At 72.9% G+C, this 18,702-nt stretch carries 16 protein-coding genes; 11 read left to right on the top strand and 5 right to left on the bottom strand.

Annotation, left to right across the window (positions count from 1 at the left end):
• Window positions 1–654: CocE/NonD family hydrolase (locus tag H1A17_RS22480; RefSeq protein WP_194822832.1), on the top strand; the 654-nt coding region annotated here is incomplete at its 5' end.
• Window positions 655–845: 191 nt separating this feature from the next.
• A complete protein-coding gene (locus H1A17_RS22475) occupies window positions 846–1,703 on the top strand; it encodes a hypothetical protein (RefSeq protein WP_194822831.1) in 858 nt (285 codons plus the stop codon).
• A gap of 92 nt (window positions 1,704–1,795) precedes the next feature.
• Here the strand turns inward: H1A17_RS22475 and H1A17_RS22470 are convergent, their stop codons facing one another.
• Window positions 1,796–2,128, bottom strand: a complete 333-nt coding sequence (locus H1A17_RS22470) for a flavin reductase (protein WP_309236837.1) — start codon at window positions 2,126–2,128, stop codon at window positions 1,796–1,798.
• A gap of 215 nt (window positions 2,129–2,343) precedes the next feature.
• Between H1A17_RS22470 and H1A17_RS22465 the strand changes: the two genes are divergently transcribed.
• Window positions 2,344–3,144, top strand: coding sequence for a helix-turn-helix transcriptional regulator (locus H1A17_RS22465; RefSeq protein WP_194822830.1), 801 nt, complete (start codon window positions 2,344–2,346; stop codon window positions 3,142–3,144).
• Window positions 3,135–3,323 carry a DUF397 domain-containing protein gene (locus H1A17_RS22460; protein ID WP_194822829.1) on the top strand — a complete coding sequence of 63 codons (189 nt, stop codon included), beginning with the start codon at window positions 3,135–3,137 and terminating at the stop codon, window positions 3,321–3,323. Before H1A17_RS22465 ends, H1A17_RS22460 begins: the two co-directional genes overlap by 10 nt.
• 159 nt (window positions 3,324–3,482) lie before the next feature.
• Here H1A17_RS22460 and H1A17_RS22455 read toward each other — a convergent pair whose 3' ends face one another.
• A complete protein-coding gene (locus H1A17_RS22455) occupies window positions 3,483–3,686 on the bottom strand; it encodes a cold-shock protein (RefSeq protein WP_067314937.1) in 204 nt (67 codons plus the stop codon).
• A 181-nt stretch (window positions 3,687–3,867) separates the two neighbouring features.
• Between H1A17_RS22455 and H1A17_RS22450 the strand changes: the two genes are divergently transcribed.
• Complete coding sequence (locus H1A17_RS22450; protein WP_145920883.1) at window positions 3,868–4,551, top strand: methyltransferase; 684 nt, start codon at window positions 3,868–3,870, stop codon at window positions 4,549–4,551.
• Between the two features lie 117 nt (window positions 4,552–4,668).
• Complete coding sequence (locus tag H1A17_RS22445; RefSeq protein ID WP_145920882.1) at window positions 4,669–5,286, top strand: DedA family protein; 618 nt, start codon at window positions 4,669–4,671, stop codon at window positions 5,284–5,286.
• Window positions 5,287–5,321: 35 nt separating this feature from the next.
• Here H1A17_RS22445 and H1A17_RS22440 read toward each other — a convergent pair whose 3' ends face one another.
• The gene (locus H1A17_RS22440; protein ID WP_145920881.1) at window positions 5,322–5,975 is read right to left on the bottom strand and encodes an MBL fold metallo-hydrolase; all 654 of its coding nucleotides are present in this window, start codon (window positions 5,973–5,975) and stop codon (window positions 5,322–5,324) included.
• Between the two features lie 7 nt (window positions 5,976–5,982).
• Complete coding sequence (locus H1A17_RS22435) at window positions 5,983–6,702, bottom strand: maleylpyruvate isomerase family mycothiol-dependent enzyme (RefSeq protein WP_145920880.1); 720 nt, start codon at window positions 6,700–6,702, stop codon at window positions 5,983–5,985.
• Between the two features lie 177 nt (window positions 6,703–6,879).
• Between H1A17_RS22435 and rsgA the strand changes: the two genes are divergently transcribed.
• The 3 genes from rsgA (at window position 6,880) to H1A17_RS22420 (ending at window position 11,837) form a co-directional block, all read left to right on the top strand.
• The gene (rsgA, locus tag H1A17_RS22430; RefSeq protein ID WP_145920879.1) at window positions 6,880–7,959 is read left to right on the top strand and encodes a ribosome small subunit-dependent GTPase A; all 1,080 of its coding nucleotides are present in this window, start codon (window positions 6,880–6,882) and stop codon (window positions 7,957–7,959) included.
• A gap of 222 nt (window positions 7,960–8,181) precedes the next feature.
• Window positions 8,182–11,127 carry an excinuclease ABC subunit UvrA gene (gene uvrA / locus H1A17_RS22425; protein WP_194822828.1) on the top strand — a complete coding sequence of 982 codons (2,946 nt, stop codon included), beginning with the start codon at window positions 8,182–8,184 and terminating at the stop codon, window positions 11,125–11,127.
• Between the two features lie 248 nt (window positions 11,128–11,375).
• Window positions 11,376–11,837 (top strand): Rieske (2Fe-2S) protein, encoded by a 462-nt coding sequence (locus tag H1A17_RS22420; RefSeq protein WP_194822827.1) that lies wholly within the window; start codon window positions 11,376–11,378, stop codon window positions 11,835–11,837.
• Window positions 11,838–11,885: 48 nt separating this feature from the next.
• Here H1A17_RS22420 and H1A17_RS22415 read toward each other — a convergent pair whose 3' ends face one another.
• The gene (locus H1A17_RS22415; protein ID WP_194822826.1) at window positions 11,886–15,128 is read right to left on the bottom strand and encodes a penicillin acylase family protein; all 3,243 of its coding nucleotides are present in this window, start codon (window positions 15,126–15,128) and stop codon (window positions 11,886–11,888) included.
• Window positions 15,129–15,267: 139 nt separating this feature from the next.
• On the opposite strand from H1A17_RS22415, the gene H1A17_RS22410 reads away from it, so the two are divergent.
• Complete coding sequence (locus tag H1A17_RS22410; protein WP_194822825.1) at window positions 15,268–16,620, top strand: jacalin-like lectin; 1,353 nt, start codon at window positions 15,268–15,270, stop codon at window positions 16,618–16,620.
• A gap of 10 nt (window positions 16,621–16,630) precedes the next feature.
• The gene (uvrC, locus tag H1A17_RS22405; protein WP_145920874.1) at window positions 16,631–18,571 is read left to right on the top strand and encodes an excinuclease ABC subunit UvrC; all 1,941 of its coding nucleotides are present in this window, start codon (window positions 16,631–16,633) and stop codon (window positions 18,569–18,571) included.
• Window positions 18,572–18,702: the final 131 nt, after the last annotated feature.

Below are 18,702 nucleotides of genomic sequence, written 5' to 3'. Positions count from 1 at the left end.
GACCTCGCCGACTGGCCGCCGCCGGCCACCGGCACCCCCTGGCACCTGCACGCCGGGGGCCGGCTCGGCCCGCAGCCGCCGGCCGCGTCGGCCCCGGACACCATCCGGTACGACCCGGCCGACCCCACCCCGTCGCTGGGCGGCCCGCTGCTGGTGGCCCAGCGGGCCGGACCGGTCGACAACCGTCCCGTCGAGGCCCGGCCCGACGTGCTGGTCTACACCAGCGCCGTGCTGACCTCCCCGGTCGAGGTGGTCGGGCCGGTGCACGCCGAGATCCACGTCCGCAGCGAACTGTCGTACCTGGACGTCTTCGTGCGGTTGTGCGACGTGGACCGGCGCGGCCGGTCCTGGAACGTCTGCGACGGCCTGGTCCGTATCGCCCCCGGTCGGTTCCCGGCCGACCCGGACGGGGTTACCCGGGTGCCGGTGCCGCTGTGGCCGGTGGCGCACCGCTTCGCCGCCGGGCACCGGCTGCGGGTGCAGGTCTCCGGGGGTGCCCATCCCCGCTACGCGCGCAACCCCGGCACCGGCGAGCCGCTCGGCGCGGCGGTCACGCTCCGCGCTGGACTCCGGCAGATCCTGCATGATCCATCGCATCCGTCGCGACTCGTGCTGCCGGTGGTCCCAGCTGGCTCCCAGCTTGGATCTATCTGAAGACAACCCGTTTGAGCTGGGGTTTTTCTCGCAACTATGGCTATCGTCTTTCGCAACGCTCGATGACGTGCACCAGTGGTCGGGCCCGTTCTCCCGCAGGCCGCGCCTACGTGGAGTCACGACGGTTCCCGACCCTGGCCTGATGCCGAAGTGGCCGGCACCGTTGGGCCGGCCGCGGAGAGGAGGGCCTCGTGACGACGGCTCCGGCCAATCTGCTGGCGGTCCGCCGGCTCCTGCTCGACACCATCAAGGGTCTTGATCCCGCCGCGGTGGGGATCGTCGGCGATCCGGCCCACCGGGGCGGCTACCACTGTGGCTCCGACCGGGTGGTGGCCAACGACTACTCCGTCGTGGAGTCCCCCCGGGACTCCGGCGGCCTCACCCTCTACGCCTCCGGGCTGGACGTGGGCACGTTCAGCGTCCGCTCCGGGGGTGCCACGCACAATCTCCAGACGTTCTCCACCTGGTGCGTCGCCCAGTGCCGGGCGAACACGGCGGACAGCCGTGACATCAGAGAGATCATCTACTCCCCGGACGGCAAGGTGGTCCGGCGCTGGGACCGGCTCGGCAGGCGCAGTTCCGGCGACGACTCGCACCTGTGGCACACCCACTTCAGCTTCTTCCGCGACTCGACCAAGGCCGGACGGGACCAGACCCCGCTGTTCCGGCGCTACCTGACCGGCATCGGACTCCTGGAGGACACCGACATGACACCCGAAGAGCACGCCTGGCTGGAGACCGTCCACAAGAACCTGACCGTCCTCGACGGCCGCAACCCGGTGGGTCAGATCTACACCCGGATGGCGATGGGGGAGGACCACACCAACCCCGACTTCGTCGTCACGCACCCGACCCTGAAGTCGCTCGGTGCGCAACTGACCTCGTTGCAGACCGCGCTGACCGCCCTGGCCAACAAGGACTTCACCGACGAGCAGGCGATCGTCGCCGGTGTCCTGGCCGGGCTCACCCCGGAGAAGATCGCCGCCGCCATCCCGCCCACCATCGCCAAGCAGGTCGCCGACGAGCTGGCCAAACGTCTGGTGGCCTGACCCGGACCCCGTGGGCACCCTTTCCGCCCCGCCTCCTGCGGAAGGGGTGCCCACGGCTGCCGCAGTCACCCCCGGCCCCCGGCCCAGGTCGGTCATCCCCGGGCCCTGGCCCAGGTGAGGAAGCGGTCGGTCAGCTCCGGGCGTCGCCCGGGGTGGAGCTGGCCGAGCTGGTGATCGGCCTCGGTCATCAGGGCGGCGAGATAGACGAGCAGGGCGGTCCGGTCGTCCCGGTACTCGACCAGCAGTCCCAGCCGGGCCGGCTGGCAGGGCCACTCCGCGCCGCAGTTGCGGCAGCGCCACAGGGGACGCATGGCGACGTGCGGGACCACCCGACGGGCCGTCATCGGGATCGCGCGACGCCGTGGGCTGTCGTCGTCCACGCCGGTCACCGGCGACCCCCGGTCGGCCGGCGAGTGCTGTGCCACCTGCTCCTTACGGGCACGGGCCACCTCCTCGGGACTGGAGGGGCCGCCCCCGGGGCAGGGGGCGGCCCGGCGGAGTCGGCCCGAGCCCCTCCGGCGTCGGGCAGGTCCGCCACAGGTGACAGTCTGGTGAGGTTGCCGTTACCGTCGGAAGGCGTTCGCGCTGCACCGCGGCGGGCGTGCAGCACCGTCGTCCTTCACGTACAGGAGTTGTGCAGATGGAGCCTGCGCCCATGCTGGAGCTGTTCGCCGGGGAGTTGCGTCGGCTGCGGACGCGGGCGGGCCTGTCCCAGGAGGGGCTGGGCGAGCTGGTCAACTACTCGGCCTCGCTGGTCGCTGCCGTCGAGCAGTGCCGCCGGCCGCCGCGCAGGGAGTTCGCCGAGCGCTGCGACACCGTGCTGGCAAGCGACGGCCTGCTGGCCCGGATCAGGGACGCGCAGGTGCGCGAGAGCCTGATGCCCTGGTTCCGCGAGTGGGTCACCATCGAGCAGCAGGCGACCGCGCTGTGCTCGTTCCAGCCGTTGGTGGTGCCCGGCCTGTTCCAGACCGAGGACTACGCTCGCGCGCTGCACGAGGGGGCGAGCCAGCTCATCGGCGACGAGATGGAGCAGCAGGTCGCGGCGCGACTGGCCCGGCAGGAGATCCTGCACCGGGCGTCCCCGCCGCTGTTCGTGGCGGTGCTCGACCACACCGTGCTGGAACGCCCGGTCGGCGGGCCCAAGGTGATGCGGGAGCAGTTGCTGCACCTGCGGGAGATCGGCGACCGGCCGAGGGTGCACCTGCACCTGGTGCCGAGGGACACCGGCGCCTACCCCGGGCTCAACGGCGCCTTCGTGATCGCGACGCCGCCGGAGGGCGACGACGTCGCCTACCTCGACAACCAGCTACAGGGAACACTCGTCGAACGGACGGCGGACGTACAATCGCTGCGGCGATGCTGGGAGTCGGTGCGCGCGGAGGCGCTGTCCCACGGTGCCACCGTCAAGCTGATCTCGGAGGCGGCAGACTCATGGACCTGACCGGCGCGATCTGGCACAAGAGCACCCGTAGCAGCGGCAACTCCGGCGACTGCGTGGAGGTCGCCGCCAACCTGCCCGGCGTCGTCGGCGTCCGCGACAGCAAGGACCGGTCCGGCCCCGTGCTCACCTTCGCGCCGGCCGCCTGGCGGTCGTTCCTGCGCCACGCCAAGCGGCCCTGACCGGGACGGACGCGCGCTCACCGGCGACGCGGAACCCACCGCAGCGCGGCCGACCGGTCGACGGGGTGCAGCCCGGACCGGGACCACCCGACCGGGTTTCAGTTCACCCGGCAGCGCTCGGTGGCGGCGGCCCCGGGCCGCCGCCACCGGCACGGAGACTTACAGCGGGCGGACGTTCTCCGCCTGCGGACCCTTCTGCCCCTGGGTCACATCGAACTCGACCTTCTGGGCCTCCTGCAGTTCCCGGTAGCCGCTGGTGGCGATCGCCGAGTAGTGAACGAAGACGTCGGGGCCCCCGCCGTCCTGCTCGATGAAGCCGAAGCCCTTTTCCGAGTTGAACCACTTGACCGTGCCGGTTGCCATGCATCTCTCCCTGTTTACAACGGGTGATCCCGCCGCTGCGGCGGATGATCGCCCTGTACTGCCCCGACAGTAGCCGGCCGAGGCGGTTTTTGCCGGCTGAAAAGCCGCAGGATGCGGACGGAAACTCGCAGGTCGCCGGAATGCCGCCCCGGTGGGAGGCCCGCTGCGGCACACTCGACCGGTGAACCGACCGCGCGTCGACGCGTTGACCGAGCTGGAACGCGAGATCGACGCGCCAGGCGACGGGCTGGACCGGCTGCGGCTGGTGCCCACCCCCTTCGTGCCCGAGGTGCGGCTGCACCTCGCCGAGGACGCGATCGTCTGGTGGGCCCGGATGGAGGCCAACGCCGGGCACACCCTGCCCCCGCCGTTCTGGGCGTCGGCCTGGGCCGGCGGCCAGGCCCTCGCCCGCCACCTGCTCGACCACCCCGACCTCGCCGCCGGCCGCCGGGTGCTCGACCTGGCCGCCGGCTCCGGACTCGTCGCCATCGCCGCCGCGCTGGCCGGTGCCAGCCAGGTCGTCGCCAACGACGTCGACCCCTACGCGGTGGCGGCGGTGACCGTCAACGCGCGGGCCAACCGGGTCCACGTGCAGGCCAGCCACCAGGACCTGCTCGACGACGACGGCACCCAGGCCGACCTGCTCGTCGCCGGGGACGTCCTCTACGACCGGGACCTCGCCGTACGGGTGCTGCCGTACCTGCGGCGGGCCGCCGACGGCGGGGCGCAGGTGCTGGTCGGCGACCCCGACCGGGGACACCTGCCGCCGGACGTGCTGGAGGTGGTGGCCAGCTACCCGGTGCCGACCACCGAACCCTCCGTCGACTCCCCGGTCCGCCGGGTCCAGGTGCTCCGCCCCCGCTGAACCACCCCCGCCGGAACGCCCCGCGCCGCGCCGTCGCGCCGCCCGCCGGAAAACTCGGGGAGTGATCAGGGTCGCGACCCGATGCGCCGGGACGCCCGAGGGCCGTAGCGTCATCTCGTGCCCGACGAATTGGCCCAGCTCGGAGACCTGCCGACCGCACTGCTGATGGCGGCGCTCGGGCTGGTGATGCTCGCCGACGCCGTACCGCTGCTCGGGGTGCTCGTCCCCGGCGACGTGGCGATCCTCGCGGCGGTGGGGGTGGGCCGGCCGGTCGCCGGCGTGGCCACCGTCGTGGCCGTGGTCGCCGGCTGCCTCACCGGCTGGTCGCTGAGCTTCCTCGCCGGGCGGATCTTCGGCGAGCGGCTGCGGCACAGCCGGGTCGGCGACTGGATCGGCGAGGGCCGCTGGTCGGCCGCCGAGCAACTGCTGCGCTCCGGCGGCGGGCGGATGGTGCTCGTCGCGCCCTTCCTGCCGGTGTTCAACACGCTGCTGCCGCTGGCGGCGGGGAGCCTGCGGATGTCGTACCGCCGGTTCGTCGTCTGCGCCGCGCTCGGCGCGGCGGCGTGGGCCGGCCTCTACCTGGCCCTGGGCACGGCGTCGCGGGCCCTGGCCGGGCTGCTGCCCGGCAACCCGCTGCTGGTCACCATGGCGGTCGGGCTGGTGCTGGCCGGCCTGGTGCTGCTGGGCACCCGGCGGCGGCTGCGTGCGGTGACCGGCGTCGGCCAGCCGGGCTGACCGACGCCGGCGGTCACCGTCGGCCCGTCACCGGCTCACCAGCCGCGCGCCCGCCACTGCGGCAGCGACGCCCGTTCCGCGCCGAGGGTGCTGTCCGCCCCGTGCCCCGGATAGAACCAGGTCTCGTCGGGCAGCCGGTCGAACAGCTTGCGCTCGACGTCGTCGATGAGCTGGCCGAACCGCTCCGGGTCCCGGTCGGTGTTGCCGACGCCACCGGGAAAGAGTGAGTCGCCGGTAAAGAGGTGGGGGATGCCGGCCGGGTCGCGGTAGAGCAGCGCGATCGACCCCGGGGTGTGCCCCTTGACGTGGATCACCTCCAGGGTCTGCCCGCCGACCGCGACGGTGTCGCCGTCGGCCAGGGTCTGCGCCGCGATCGGCAGCCCCTCGGCGTCGTCGGCGTGCACCAGGGCGGACGCGCCGGTCGTGGCCACGACCTCCTCCAGGGCTACCCAGTGGTCCATGTGCCGGTGGGTGGTGACCACCGAGGTCAGCCCGGCGTCGCCGATCAGGTCGAGCAGCCGGGGCGCCTCGTTCGCGGCGTCGACCAGCACCTGCGCGCCGGTGTCGCGGCAGCGCAGCAGGTAGGCGTTGTTGTCCATCGGGCCGACCGACACCTTGGTGACGGTGAGCCGGTCCAGCTCCCGGACGGCGGGTGGGCCGCCGGGGGTGACGTCTCCGGTGTAGCTCATGCGCGGTCTATATCCATTCCGGTGGGGTCGGCAGGGCACCGTCCGGGGTGACGGTCAGCCCGTCGCCGCTGCTGCGGCCGATCAACCAGGCGGCCAGCGCGGCGCAGCTGCCGGCGACCTGCGGGGCGTCCTGCGCGTCACCCAGCACCAGCTCCGGCCGGTTGCCGTCGGTGGGCCGCAGCACCAGCGCGGGCGCGTCGGGCCGCCCGGTCAGCCCACCGGCCACCTCGTGCAGCAGGTGCGGGGCGAACGCGGCCGACCAGTCCGCCGGCCGGTAGCCGGTGGCTAGGTCGACGTGGTGCACCTCCAGCTCGCGCCACCGTCCCCAGAGCACCAGGGCCACCGGCCACGGGCCGCGTCGGGTCTGCACGGTGGCGCTCCACGCCGACGCCGGCATCGCGGCCACCGCCTCGGCGAACCCGTCGGTGCTGCGGCGCAGGTCGGCCAGCAGCTCGGCGGGCGGGCGGCCGGCGCCGGCGGCGATGTCGGCGTCGCGGGCGGCGGCGCTGGCATACATCGGGATGTCCCGGCCGGTGCGGGCGGAGGTGAGCAGGTTGACGAACCCGTCGGCGTTGCGGGCCAGGTGGGTCAGCACGTGGCCCCGGGACCAACCGGGCAGCAGGCTGGGGGCGGCGACGGCCGTCGCGTCCAGCCCGGCTGCGGTGTCCAGCAGGCGGGCGGCCGAATCGGCCACCTCGCCGGTCAACAGCAGTGGGTCCGTCGTCACGCCACGACCCTAACGGTCCGGGGAGCGTTGCGCCGCCGGGGAATTCGCTTTCGGCGCGTCGGTCGGCGGCCTACCGTCGGCCTGACACGGTACCGGGACGACGGACGGGGGTGGTGATCATGCCGGTCGCAGTACGCGTGTTGCGCCACGACCAGTTCCGACCCCGGTGAGGATGACATGACCATCGATCTGACCGCCCTCGGCCTCGACGCCGAACGGGCGGCGTACGCGCGGCGGCGTCCGGACCGTCGGCCCGGCCGGGTGGCCCGGGTCGACCGGGGGGTGTGCACCGTGCTCGGCGCGGACGGACCGGTCCGGGCCAGCCTGGGCCCGGCGGTGCTGGCCGCCGCCGCCCGTGACCTGACCGCCCTGCCGTGCGCCGGCGACTGGGTGCTGCTGGCCCGCTGGCCGGACGGCCCGGTGACCGTCGACGCGGTGCTGCCCCGGCGGACCGCGCTGATCCGCCGTACCGCCGGCAAGGACGCCAGCGGCCAGGTGCTCGCCGCCAACCTCGACACCGCCGCGGTGATCGAGCCGGTGCACCCGGAACCGGACGCCGCCCGGATCGAACGGCTGCTCGCGTTGGCCCACGAGTCGGGGGCCACCCCGCTGGTGGTGCTCACCAAGGCCGACCTGGCCGCCGACCCGCAGGCGGTGGCCCGGCAGCTCGCCGCCCTCGCCCCCGGGGTGCCGGTGCTGCCGGTCAGCGCCGAGCGGGGCACCGGCCTGACGCCGCTGCGCCCGCTGGTCGCGGCGGGGCGCACGCTGGCCCTGCTCGGCCCGTCCGGGGCGGGCAAGTCGAGCCTGGTCAACGCCCTGGTCGGGGCGGAGGTCATGCCGACCCAGGCGATCCGGCGGGTCGACGGCAAGGGTCGGCACACCACCACCTGGCGGGCGCTGGTCCCGGTGCCCGGCGGTGGTGCGGTGCTGGACACCCCCGGGGTCCGGGCGGTCGGCCTGCTCGACGGGCACGTCGGGCTGGACCGGGCGTTCACCGACATCGCCGAGCTGGCCACCGGCTGCCGGTACGCCGACTGCGGGCACACCGCCGAGCCGGCCTGCGCGGTGCGGGAGGCGGTGGAGACCGGGGAGTTGCCGGGCCGGCGCTTCGAGAGCTGGCGTCGGCTCCAGCGGGAGCTGGCGTACGAGAGCGGTCGCCGGCAGAGCCGGCTGGCGGCCGAGCGGCGGGGCGGCTGGCGGGGTGGCCGTCGGCGGCCGGCCCGGCCGACGACGCCGCCCCTGCCGGGCGGTTTCTGACCGCCCCGGTCCGGCCGGTCACGACCGGCCGGGCCGGGGCGCGGGGCGCGCACGCCGGGTCGGCCGACCGGTGTGAGCTGGGGGAATGTTGGCGTGCGGGAAGTTGTCGTACCCCGGGGCTAGAGTTGCGCAGGCGTTCCTTCTGCGCCCCGTAAAACCGCTCAGATCCCACTCGGAGCGGACAGATCCGCCTCATATTCTTCTTCCGGGAGCACCCGCACCGTGGCCGACCGTCTGATCATCCGTGGCGCGCGCGAGCACAACCTGCGTGACGTCAGTCTCGACCTGCCCCGGGACGCCCTCATCGTCTTCACCGGGCTCTCCGGCTCCGGCAAGTCGAGCCTGGCCTTCGACACCATCTTCGCCGAGGGGCAGCGCCGCTACGTCGAGTCGCTGTCGTCGTACGCGCGGCAGTTCCTCGGTCAGATGGACAAGCCCGACGTCGACTTCATCGAGGGCCTGAGCCCCGCCGTCTCCATCGACCAGAAGTCCACCTCGCGCAACCCGCGTTCCACCGTCGGCACCATCACCGAGGTCTACGACTACCTGCGGCTGCTCTTCGCCCGCATCGGCGAGCCGCACTGCCCGGTCTGCGGCGAGCGGATCTCCCGGCAGAGCCCGCAGCAGATCGTCGACCGGGTCCTCGCGATGGCCGAGGGCACCAAGTTCATGGTGCTCGCCCCGGTGGTCCGGGGCCGCAAGGGCGAGTACGTCGACCTCTTCGCCGAACTCCAGGCCAAGGGCTACGCCCGCGCCCGGGTCGACGGGGTGGTGCACCCGCTGACCGAGCCGCCGAAGCTCAAGAAGCAGGAGAAGCACACCATCGAGGTGGTGATCGACCGGCTCAGCGTCAAGCCGAGCGCCAAGCAGCGGCTGACCGACTCGGTCGAGGCCGCGCTGGGGCTCTCCGACGGCCTGGTGCTGCTCGACTTCGTCGACCTGGACGAGAGCGACCCGGCCCGGGAGCGCCGCTACTCCGAGCACCTGGCCTGCCCCAACGACCACCCGTTGGCGATCGAGGACCTGGAACCCCGGGTGTTCTCGTTCAACGCGCCCTACGGGGCCTGCCCGGAGTGCACCGGCCTGGGCACCAAGAAGGAGGTCGACCCGGAGCTGGTCGTCCCCGACCCGGAGCGCACCCTGCGCGAGGGCGCGCTGCAACCCTGGGCCACCGGGCACAACCTGGAATACTTCCTGCGCCTGCTGGAGGCGCTCGGCGAGAGCCAGCACTTCGACGTCGACACCCCGTGGCGGGCGCTGCCGGCGCGGGCCCAGAAGACGATCCTGCACGGCTCCGACGACCAGGTGCACGTGCGCTACCGCAACAAGTACGGCCGCGAGCGCTCCTACTACACCGGCTTCGAGGGCGTGGTGCAGTGGATCGAGCGCCGGCACACCGACACCGAGAGCGAGTGGTCGCGCGACAAGTACGAGGGCTACATGCGTGACGTGCCCTGCGCGGCCTGCGGCGGCACCCGGCTCAAGCCCGAGGTGCTGGCGGTCACCATCGCCGGCAAGAGCATCGCCGAGGTGTGCAACCTGTCGGTGGGCGAGGCGGCCGAGCTGCTCGCCGGCATCGCGCTGACCGACCGGCAGAAGATGATCGCCGAGCGGGTGCTCAAGGAGATCAACGCCCGGCTGCGGTTCCTGCTCGACGTCGGCCTGGACTACCTCTCCCTGGACCGGCCGGCCGGCACCCTGTCCGGCGGCGAGGCACAGCGCATCCGGCTGGCCACCCAGATCGGCTCCGGCCTGGTCGGCGTGCTCTACGTGCTCGACGAGCCGTCGATCGGCCTGCACCAGCGGGACAACCACCGGCTGATCGAGACCCTGCTGCGGCTGCGCGGCCTGGGCAACACGCTGATCGTCGTCGAGCACGACGAGGACACCATCCGGGTGGCCGACTGGATCGTCGACATCGGCCCCGGCGCGGGCGAGCACGGCGGCCGGATCGTGCACAGCGGCTCGGTGCCGGCGCTGCTGGACAATCCCGAGTCGGTGACCGGGGCGTACCTGTCGGGCCGGCGGGAGATCCCGACGCCGCAGCAGCGCCGGCCGCAGACGCCGGAACGCGAGCTGGTGGTGCACGGGGCACGCGAGCACAACCTGCGCAACCTGACCGTGCCGTTCCCGCTGGGCCAGCTCATCGCGGTCACCGGGGTCTCCGGCTCGGGTAAGTCGACGCTGGTCAACGACATCCTGTACGCGGTGCTGGCCAACCAGATCAACGGCGCGCGGCTGGTGCCCGGCCGGCACACCCGGGTCTCCGGGCTGGAACACGTCGACAAGGTGGTCGGCGTCGACCAGTCGCCGATCGGCCGTACCCCGCGCTCCAACCCGGCCACCTACACCGGGGTCTGGGACCACGTCCGCAAGCTGTTCGCCGAGACCACCGAGGCCAAGGTCCGGGGGTACGGCCCCGGCCGGTTCTCGTTCAACGTCAAGGGTGGCCGCTGCGAGGCGTGTTCCGGTGACGGCACCATCAAGATCGAGATGAACTTCCTGCCGGACGTCTACGTCCCGTGCGAGGTCTGCAAGGGTGCCCGCTACAACCGGGAGACCCTGGAGGTGCACTACAAGGGCAAGACCGTCTCCGACGTGCTGGAGATGCCGATCGAGGAGGCGGCCGAGTTCTTCTCCGCCATCCCGGCCATCCACCGGCACCTGCGCACGCTCAACGACGTGGGTCTGGGCTACGTCCGGCTGGGCCAGCCCGCGCCGACCCTGTCCGGCGGTGAGGCGCAGCGGGTCAAGCTGGCCTCCGAGTTGCAGAAGCGCTCCACCGGCCGCACGGTCTACGTGCTCGACGAGCCCACCACCGGCCTGCACTTCGAGGACATCCGCAAGCTGCTGATGGTGCTGGAGGGTCTGGTCGACAAGGGCAACACGGTGATCACCATCGAGCACAACCTCGACGTGATCAAGACGGCCGACTGGCTGATCGACATGGGCCCCGAGGGCGGCCACCGGGGCGGCACCGTGCTCGCCACCGGCACCCCGGAAGAGGTCGCCGAGGTCGCCGAGAGCCACACCGGGCAGTTCCTGCGTTCGGTGCTCAAGCTCGACGGGCAGGCCCGGGGCGCGAAAGCGGCGGTGACCCGGGCGGCCCGGGCCAACGGCGCGACGCCGAAGGCGCGTACCCGCAAGGTGCCGGCCGGGGCCCGCTGACCCGGCGGGTCGACGACCGGCCCGCCCACGCCTGCCCGCGCCGGGCGTCGCCGGTCGGCCCGGGTGCCGGCGGCGGCGTGCTGCGGGCCCGGTCGGTGGCGTGCCATGGGCCCGGTCGGTGGCGCGTCGGCCGGCTCAGCAGGGTGTTCCCGGGCGGCCGGGGTGAACCGTCGGGCACAGTGGTGCGTGTGCTCCAGTGAGCCGCGCAGGTCGACGACCGGCGGCAGCAGTCGAGAGAAAGGCCGGAGATGACAGACGACCAGGTGCCGACCGGGCCCGGTACGCAGACCCGACGTGCACTGCTGGCCGGGGCCGGCGCGGTGGGGGCGGCGGTCCTCCTGACCGCCTGCGGCGACGACTCCGGTGACGAGCCGGCCACCCCGGCCACCGGCGGACCGGCCGCGACCACCGGCGGGTCGGGTGCCGCCGCGATCGCCAAGACGGGTGACATCCCGGTCGGCGGCGGCCAGGTCTACGCCGCCCAGGATGTGGTGATCACCCAGCCGACGGCGGGGCAGTTCAAGGGGTTCGACCCGATCTGCACCCACCAGGGCTGCCCGGTGTCGAACGTCGACGGCGGGACGATCAACTGCACCTGCCACAACAGCAAGTTCGCCATCACCGACGGCGCGGTGAAGCAGGGGCCGGCTACCCAGCCGCTCGCCGCCAAGGAACTCAAGGTCGACGGCGACCAGATCTCGCTGGCCTGACCGGCACCGGCCGGCCCGGAGGACGACCTCCGGGCCGACCGGTCGGGTTCACTGCGGGTAGACCGCCATCTCCCAGATCGAGTAGCCGTACGTGGTGGCCCGGGTCACCCCGTGCATCCGCACGTACCGGGCGGTCGTGGTGGGGAAGGCCGCCACGTCGGTGCCGCCGTCGCCCGCCGTGGTCGACCACACCGTCCGCCAGGTCGACCCGTCGTTCGACACCTCGATCCGGTACGACCGGGCGTACGCCGACTCCCAGGCCACCGTCACCCGGCCCACCTGGCGGGCCGACCCGAGGTCGACGGTCAGCCACTGGTCGTCGGCCCAACTGCTCGCCCAGCGGGTGCCGAGGTCGGAGTCCACGGCCTTGGCCGCCCCGAAGAACAGCTCGCTGCCGGACGCGCTGACCGGCCGGCCGGCGGCCAGGTTGGTCAGATCGTCACCCCGCCGGGACGGGAACGACACCACCTGCTGGAAGGTGGGCCGGTTCTGCCAGGCGATGGTGGCGTGCTTGATCCCGCCCAGCGGCGACTGGATGATCGCGTCCGCGCACCACTGGTCACCGGCGGCGCAGCTCGCGTCCCCGGGGTACACCTGGGCCGCCGGGGTGGCCGCCGCCGTACGCAACGTGTCCAGCAGCACCTGCCGGCAGCCGGCCAGGTTCCCCGCGCCGCAGTAGCCCCGGCCCAGCCCGCCGCGCACCGGGTCGCCGAGCACCGCGCGCAGATCCTTGTCGACGTAGCCCCACCAGCCGTACTGGAAGGACGAGCCCTTGTGCGCCTGGGCCTCGTTGGCCGAGGTCGGCAGGTTGGACACGTCGCCCTGCTGGTGCCCGGAGGGGGACTCGTTGAGCTGGATCGCGTTGATCAGCGACTGGTAGAGGTCCGGGCCGAGCTGGTCGCGGAACATCCCCCGGACCAGCAGCGGCCACCAGGCGTCGAAGGTGCGGATCGCGTCGGCGTGCCGGTAGACCTTCGACCCCTTCGCCGTCTCCACCCGCAGCGCGCCGTCCTGCCGCCACGCCCTGAGCCGGCTGATCTCGGTGGCCAGCGTGGCGTCGGTGACGGGCTGGCTCTCCAGCACCCGGATCAGCTCGTCGAGCACCTCGGCCCCGCGCAGGTCGGTCAGGCCGGCCTGCTCGACCAGCGCGGTCAGCGAGCCCCGGTCGAACTTCCGGCCGGCCGCCAGGCCCGCCTTGAGCGGGCGGTCCAGCAGGTCGGCCCGGTGCACCGCGCCGAAGCTGTAGTTGCCGTCCGCGCCGCCGAAGTCCTTGGCCTGCTTGTTGTTCCAGCTGACGTAGTAGTCCTGGTTGACCGACCGGGGGTGGGCGGCCAGCGGGGCGTAGCTGGCGGTGTTCGTCGCCGGGTCGAAGCCCTGCCACTCGTAGGCCGGCTCGGCCTTCATCGGTAGGTTCGGGTTGGACCCGGCGGCCCGCACCGGGTTCAGCCCGGAGTTGAAGTACGCCGACTCGGTGGAGTTGACGTAGAACCAGTTGAACGCGTACTCGACGTTGTTGGCCGAGGCGACGAAGGCGTCCGCCGAGCCCATCTGGGTCGGGTCGTTGAACATCTGGAAGCCGATCGCCGAGTCGGCCTCGTGCCGGTAGGTGGAGCGCAGCTGGGTGAACGCGTGCGGTTTGCCGCCGACGGTGCCCCGCCAGGAGACCAGGCCGAGCTTCGTCCGCCAGGCCACCAGCTTGTACGACCCCTTGGCGGTGCCGTCGGCGAGGGTCGGACTCCACTTGTTGACGTGCGCGAGCTGCTCCATCGCCACGCACTGTCCCCGGTAGAGGTAGTGGTCGGCGGCGAGGGTGGGGGCGCTGCCGTCGGTGGTGCACAGCGGCACCGCGTAGGTGTCGGTGATGTCGTGGATCGACGAGGTGGCGCTCCAGGCGTAGTCCTGGCCCCGGCCGAGCAGCACGTAGAGGTTGAGACCGGCGAACGCCGCGCCCCGGGCGCTGATCCCCGGACCCTGCAACTCCTGCACCATCAGCAGCTGCGGGGAGAAGTAGCCGGTCTGCGGGCCGAAGACCGCGACCGGGTGCCCGGTGGCCGAGTTCGCGGCCGAGACCACCGCCGCGTTGGACATGCCCCGGTGCGCCGGGCTGATGGTCAGCCCGGACAGCGCGGCGGCCAGCTCACCGGACGCGCCCGCGCCGGTGGCACGGGCCGGGGCGGCGGTGCTGCCGGCGGAGCCGGTCGGGTCGGTGAAGATCGGCTCGACCCGGGCCGAGCCGGCGTCGGGCAGTGCCACGCTCGCCGCGTCCGGGGAGGCGTCGCCGTACGGGAAGCTCTGCCCGTCGTGCAGGGTCAGCACGGTCTCCGGGTCGTTCTGGTTGCGGAACGCCGTCCACACCTTGTCGCCCTCGGTGGCCCCGTACTTGGCGCGGGCGGCGATGCGCACCAGCGCGGACTGCATCTCGGTGCCGCCCCCGCCGCCGAACAGCCCGCCTACCACGCCGGCGATGGCGATCAGGTCGGTGAGCTGGAACGGCTCCGGGCCACCGGCGTTGGTGACCGCGTCCAGGTGGCCGGTGAGCACGTACTCGCCGGGGCAGTTGCGGGCGCCCATGCACACGCCGATGTAGGCGTTGATGCCGGCGATGTACTCCTGCACGTCGGCGTAGAGTTGCTGGCCGCGCGGCCCCTTGGCGCGCAGCGCCTCGATCTGCGCCTGGAGGTCCGCCTCGGTGTACGGCGAGTTGCGCCAGACGCTCTGCTCCAGGGCCCGGTTGCCGGGTGCGCCGCCGGCGAACGAGGTGAGGGTGCCCCGGCCGACGTGCCGCAGCAGGTCCATGGTGAACAGCCGGTCCTCGGCCCCGGCGTAGCCCGCGCCGTACATGGTGCCGCCCCGGGTGGTGCCGGTGACGTGCGGGACTCCGGTGGCCTTGTCCCGCAGGATGCGCACGTCGGAGCGGGGGGAGTAGTCGCGTTCGACCTGCCCCTGCGGGACGCCGAAGGAGGCGTCGTTGAAGAACGAGCCGATCTGTTCCTCGCGTAGCCCGGCATAGCCGTAGACCAGGTCGGCGTACCGGCCGAGCTGGTCGGCGGAGTGCCGGGGCAGGGTGCCGAGGGTCTGGTTGCCCAGCACCTCGACGAGGGTGGCGTTGCCGTTCTGGCCGGGCGGCAGGATGTCGCCGCACTCGCCGAGGCAGTAGTCCTCGGGGGCGAACGCGGCACGCGGGGTGGCGGCTTCGGCGGGTGTGGCGGGCGTCGCGGTGAGCAGGGCGGCGACGCTGATGCCGGCGGTCAGGCCGGCGAGCAGGCGGCGGACGGTGGGGGGACGGGGCATGGCGATCCTCCGATGAGGATGGGATCTTTACGTGAATAACATTCGGTTACCGGATGGTAATCTCCGTTCGTCGATATCGGAAGACGTCCATCGACCGGCGCGCGTCCGCCGGTCCTTCCGCTCCAGATTGGACCGTTCGATGAAGGTCGTCCGTCTGCTCGCGTCCGCGACGCTGCTCGCGGTCGCGCTCACCCCGGCCGGGCCGGCCGCCGCGTCGGCCGCCCCCGCCCCTGCCCCCGCCGGGACCGCCGCCGCCCCCACGTCCGGGGCGTTCTCCGTGCTCACCTACAACGTCGCCGGCCTGCCCGACATCCTGTCCAGCGGCGACCCGGCGACGAACACCCGGCCGATCGGCGAACGGCTCGGCGGGTACGACATCGTGCACGTCCAGGAGGACTTCAACTACCACGCCGACCTGTACGCCACCGACCGGCACCCGTACCGGACCCCGACCAGCGGGGGCGTGCCGTTCGGCAGCGGCCTCAACACGCTGTCCAACTACCCCTACAGCGACTTCGCCCGGGTGAAGTGGAACTCCTGCAACGGCACCGACTGCCTCACCCCGAAGGGCTTCACCGCCAGCCGCATCCGGTTGGCCGAGGGTGTCTACGTCGACTTCTACAACGCCCACCCGAACGCCGGCACCACCGACGCCGACCTGGCCGCCCGGCGGTCCAACCTCAACCAGCTCTCCGCGTACGTCGCCGCCAACTCGGCCGGCAACGCGGTGGTGCTGATGGGTGACCTGAACGTCCGCTACACCCGTACCGGTGACAACATCCGCGACCTGGTGGCGGCCAACGGCCTCACCGACGTCTGGGTGCAACAGGAACGGGCCGGCCAGCCGCCGGCCGCCGGTGACCCGGCGCTGGTCTGCGACGAGGCCAACGTGACCGACGCCTGCGAGGTGGTCGACAAGATCCTCTACCGGGGCAACAAGCTGGTCCGGCTCGCCCTTAACCGCTACCACAACGAGCACGCCCGGTTCCTCACCCCGGCCGGCGGCCCGCTGTCCGACCACTACCCGCACGCCGCCTGGTTCGACTGGACCCTCGCCCCCGACCTGCGGGCCAGCGACACCTGGGGCGGCCCGCACGGCACGCCGTTCACCGACGCCGACCGGGTCGGCCCGGCGGTGACCCGGGTCACCCTGCGCGGCGGCTCCCGGCTCGACGCCGTCGGCGTCGACCTCGCCGACGGCGGCCAGCTGCGCCACGGCGGCACCGGCGGGACCGAGACCGGCCTCACCCTGGCCCCCGGCGAGCGGATCACCCGGGTCACCCTGACCCAGGGGCAGAAGGACGGCCGGACCCGGATCTTCTCGGCCCGGCTCGACACCGATCAGGGCCGCACCCTCACCGCCGGTACGCCCACCTCGGCGGCGGTCACCTTCACCGCGCCTCCGGGCGGTCGGCTGGCCGGATTCTTCGGCCGCAGCGGCAGCGAGGTCGACCAGCTCGGCGTGATCTGGAGTGTCGGGGGCAACGGATAGTCTCGGTGCCGTGGCTGATCCCTCGACCTACCGCCCCGCGACCGGCACGATCCCCGAGTCCCCCGGGGTGTACCGGTTCCGCGACGGCACCGGCCGGGTGATCTACGTCGGCAAGGCGAAGAGCCTGCGCAGCAGGCTCAACTCCTACTTCGCCGACCCGTGGGGGCTGCACGACCGCACCCGGCAGATGGTCACCACGGCCGAGTCGGTCGACTGGGTCACGGTGGGCACCGAGGTCGAGGCGCTCCAGCTCGAATACACCTGGATCAAGCAGTACGACCCCCGGTTCAACGTCCGGTACCGCGACGACAAGTCGTACCCGTACCTGGCGGTGACCCTCGACGAGGAATACCCGCGGCTGCAGGTCATGCGGGGCGCGAAGCGCAAGGGCGTGCGGTATTTCGGGCCGTACTCGCACGCCTGGGCGATCCGCGAGACGCTCGACCTGCTGCTGCGGGTCTTCCCGGCCCGCACCTGCTCCGCCGGGGTGTTCAAGCGGGCCGGGCAGGTGGGCCGGCCGTGCCTGCTCGGCTACATCGGCAAGTGCTCCGCGCCCTGCGTCGGCACCGTCTCCGCCGAGGCGCACCGGGCGATCGTCGACAACTTCTGCGAGTTCATGGCCGGCCGCACCGACACCATGGTGCGCCGCCTCGAACGCGAGATGACCGAGGCCAGCGAGCAGTTGGAGTTCGAGCGGGCGGCCCGGCTGCGCGACGACGTGGCCGCGCTGCGCCGGGCCATGGAGAAGCAGACCGTGGTGCTCGGCGACGGCACCGACGCCGACGTCGTCGCCTTCGCCGACGACCCCCTCGAAGCCGCCGTGCAGGTCTTCCACGTCCGCGACGGCCGGGTACGCGGCCAGCGCGGCTGGGTGGTGGAGAAGACCGAGGAGCTGACCACCGGCGACCTGGTGCACCACTTCTGCACCCAGGTCTACGGCGGCGAGCAGGGCGAGGCCGACGTGCCCCGGGAACTGCTCGTCCCCGAGCTGCCCGCCGACGCCGAGGCGCTCGCCGACTGGCTCAGCACCCGCCGGGGCAGCCGGGTGTCGCTGCGGGTGCCCCAGCGCGGCGACAAGAAGACCCTGCTGGAAACGGTGGGCCGCAACGCGAAGGACGCGCTGGCCCGGCACAAGCTCAAGCGGGCCGGCGACCTGACCACCCGCAGCAAGGCGCTCGACGAGATCAGCGAGGCGCTCGGTATGCGTACCTCGCCGCTGCGCATCGAGTGCTTCGACGTCTCCCAGATCCAGGGCACCGACGTGGTGGCCAGCATGGTCGTCTTCGAGGACGGGCTGCCCCGCAAGAGCGAGTACCGCCGGTTCATCGTCCGGGGCGCCACCGACGACCTGTCGGCGATGTCCGAGGTGCTGCGTCGGCGCTTCGCCCGCTACCTCGACGCCCGCGCCGAGACCGGCGAGCTGGGCGAGGAGACCGCGTCCGACCCCGACCGCCCCGGCATCGACCCGACCACCGGCCGGCCGCGCAAGTTCGCCTACCCGCCGCAGCTGGTGGTGGTCGACGGTGGTGCCCCGCAGGTGGCGGCGGCGGCCCAGGCCCTGGCCGAGCTGGGCATCGACGACGTGGCGCTGTGCGGGCTGGCCAAGCGGCTGGAGGAGGTCTGGCTCCCCGACGACGACTACCCGGTCATCCTGCCGCGCACCTCCGAGGGGCTCTACCTGCTGCAACGCGTCCGGGACGAGGCGCACCGGTTCGCCATCACCTTCCACCGGCAGCGGCGTTCCAAGCGGATGACCGAATCGGCCCTGGACACCGTCCCCGGGCTGGGCGAGGTCCGCCGCAAGGCGCTGCTGCGGCACTTCGGCTCGCTCAAGCGGCTCTCCGCCGCCACCGTGGAGGAGATCGTCGAGGTGCCCGGGGTGGGCCGGCGCACCGCCGAGGCGATCCTCGCCGCCCTCGACGGCGACACCGCCCCCACCCCGACCGACTGACCCCTCCCACGCCGGCCCCTGTCCGGCCTGGCCCCTGTCCGGCCCTGTCCTGGCCCGACGGCTGGGCGTGATCGACTCAACGGGGGCGAAGTTGCGGTGTCCGGGCGCGGAGATACCGCACTATCGGCCCA

It is taken from the genome of Micromonospora sp. S-DT3-3-22 (assembly GCF_015354745.1).
GTDB classification, from domain to species: domain Bacteria; phylum Actinomycetota; class Actinomycetes; order Mycobacteriales; family Micromonosporaceae; genus Micromonospora; species Micromonospora wenchangensis.
Note: the sequence above shows the minus strand (reverse complement) of the source record. Positions and strands in the feature narration are given on the sequence as shown.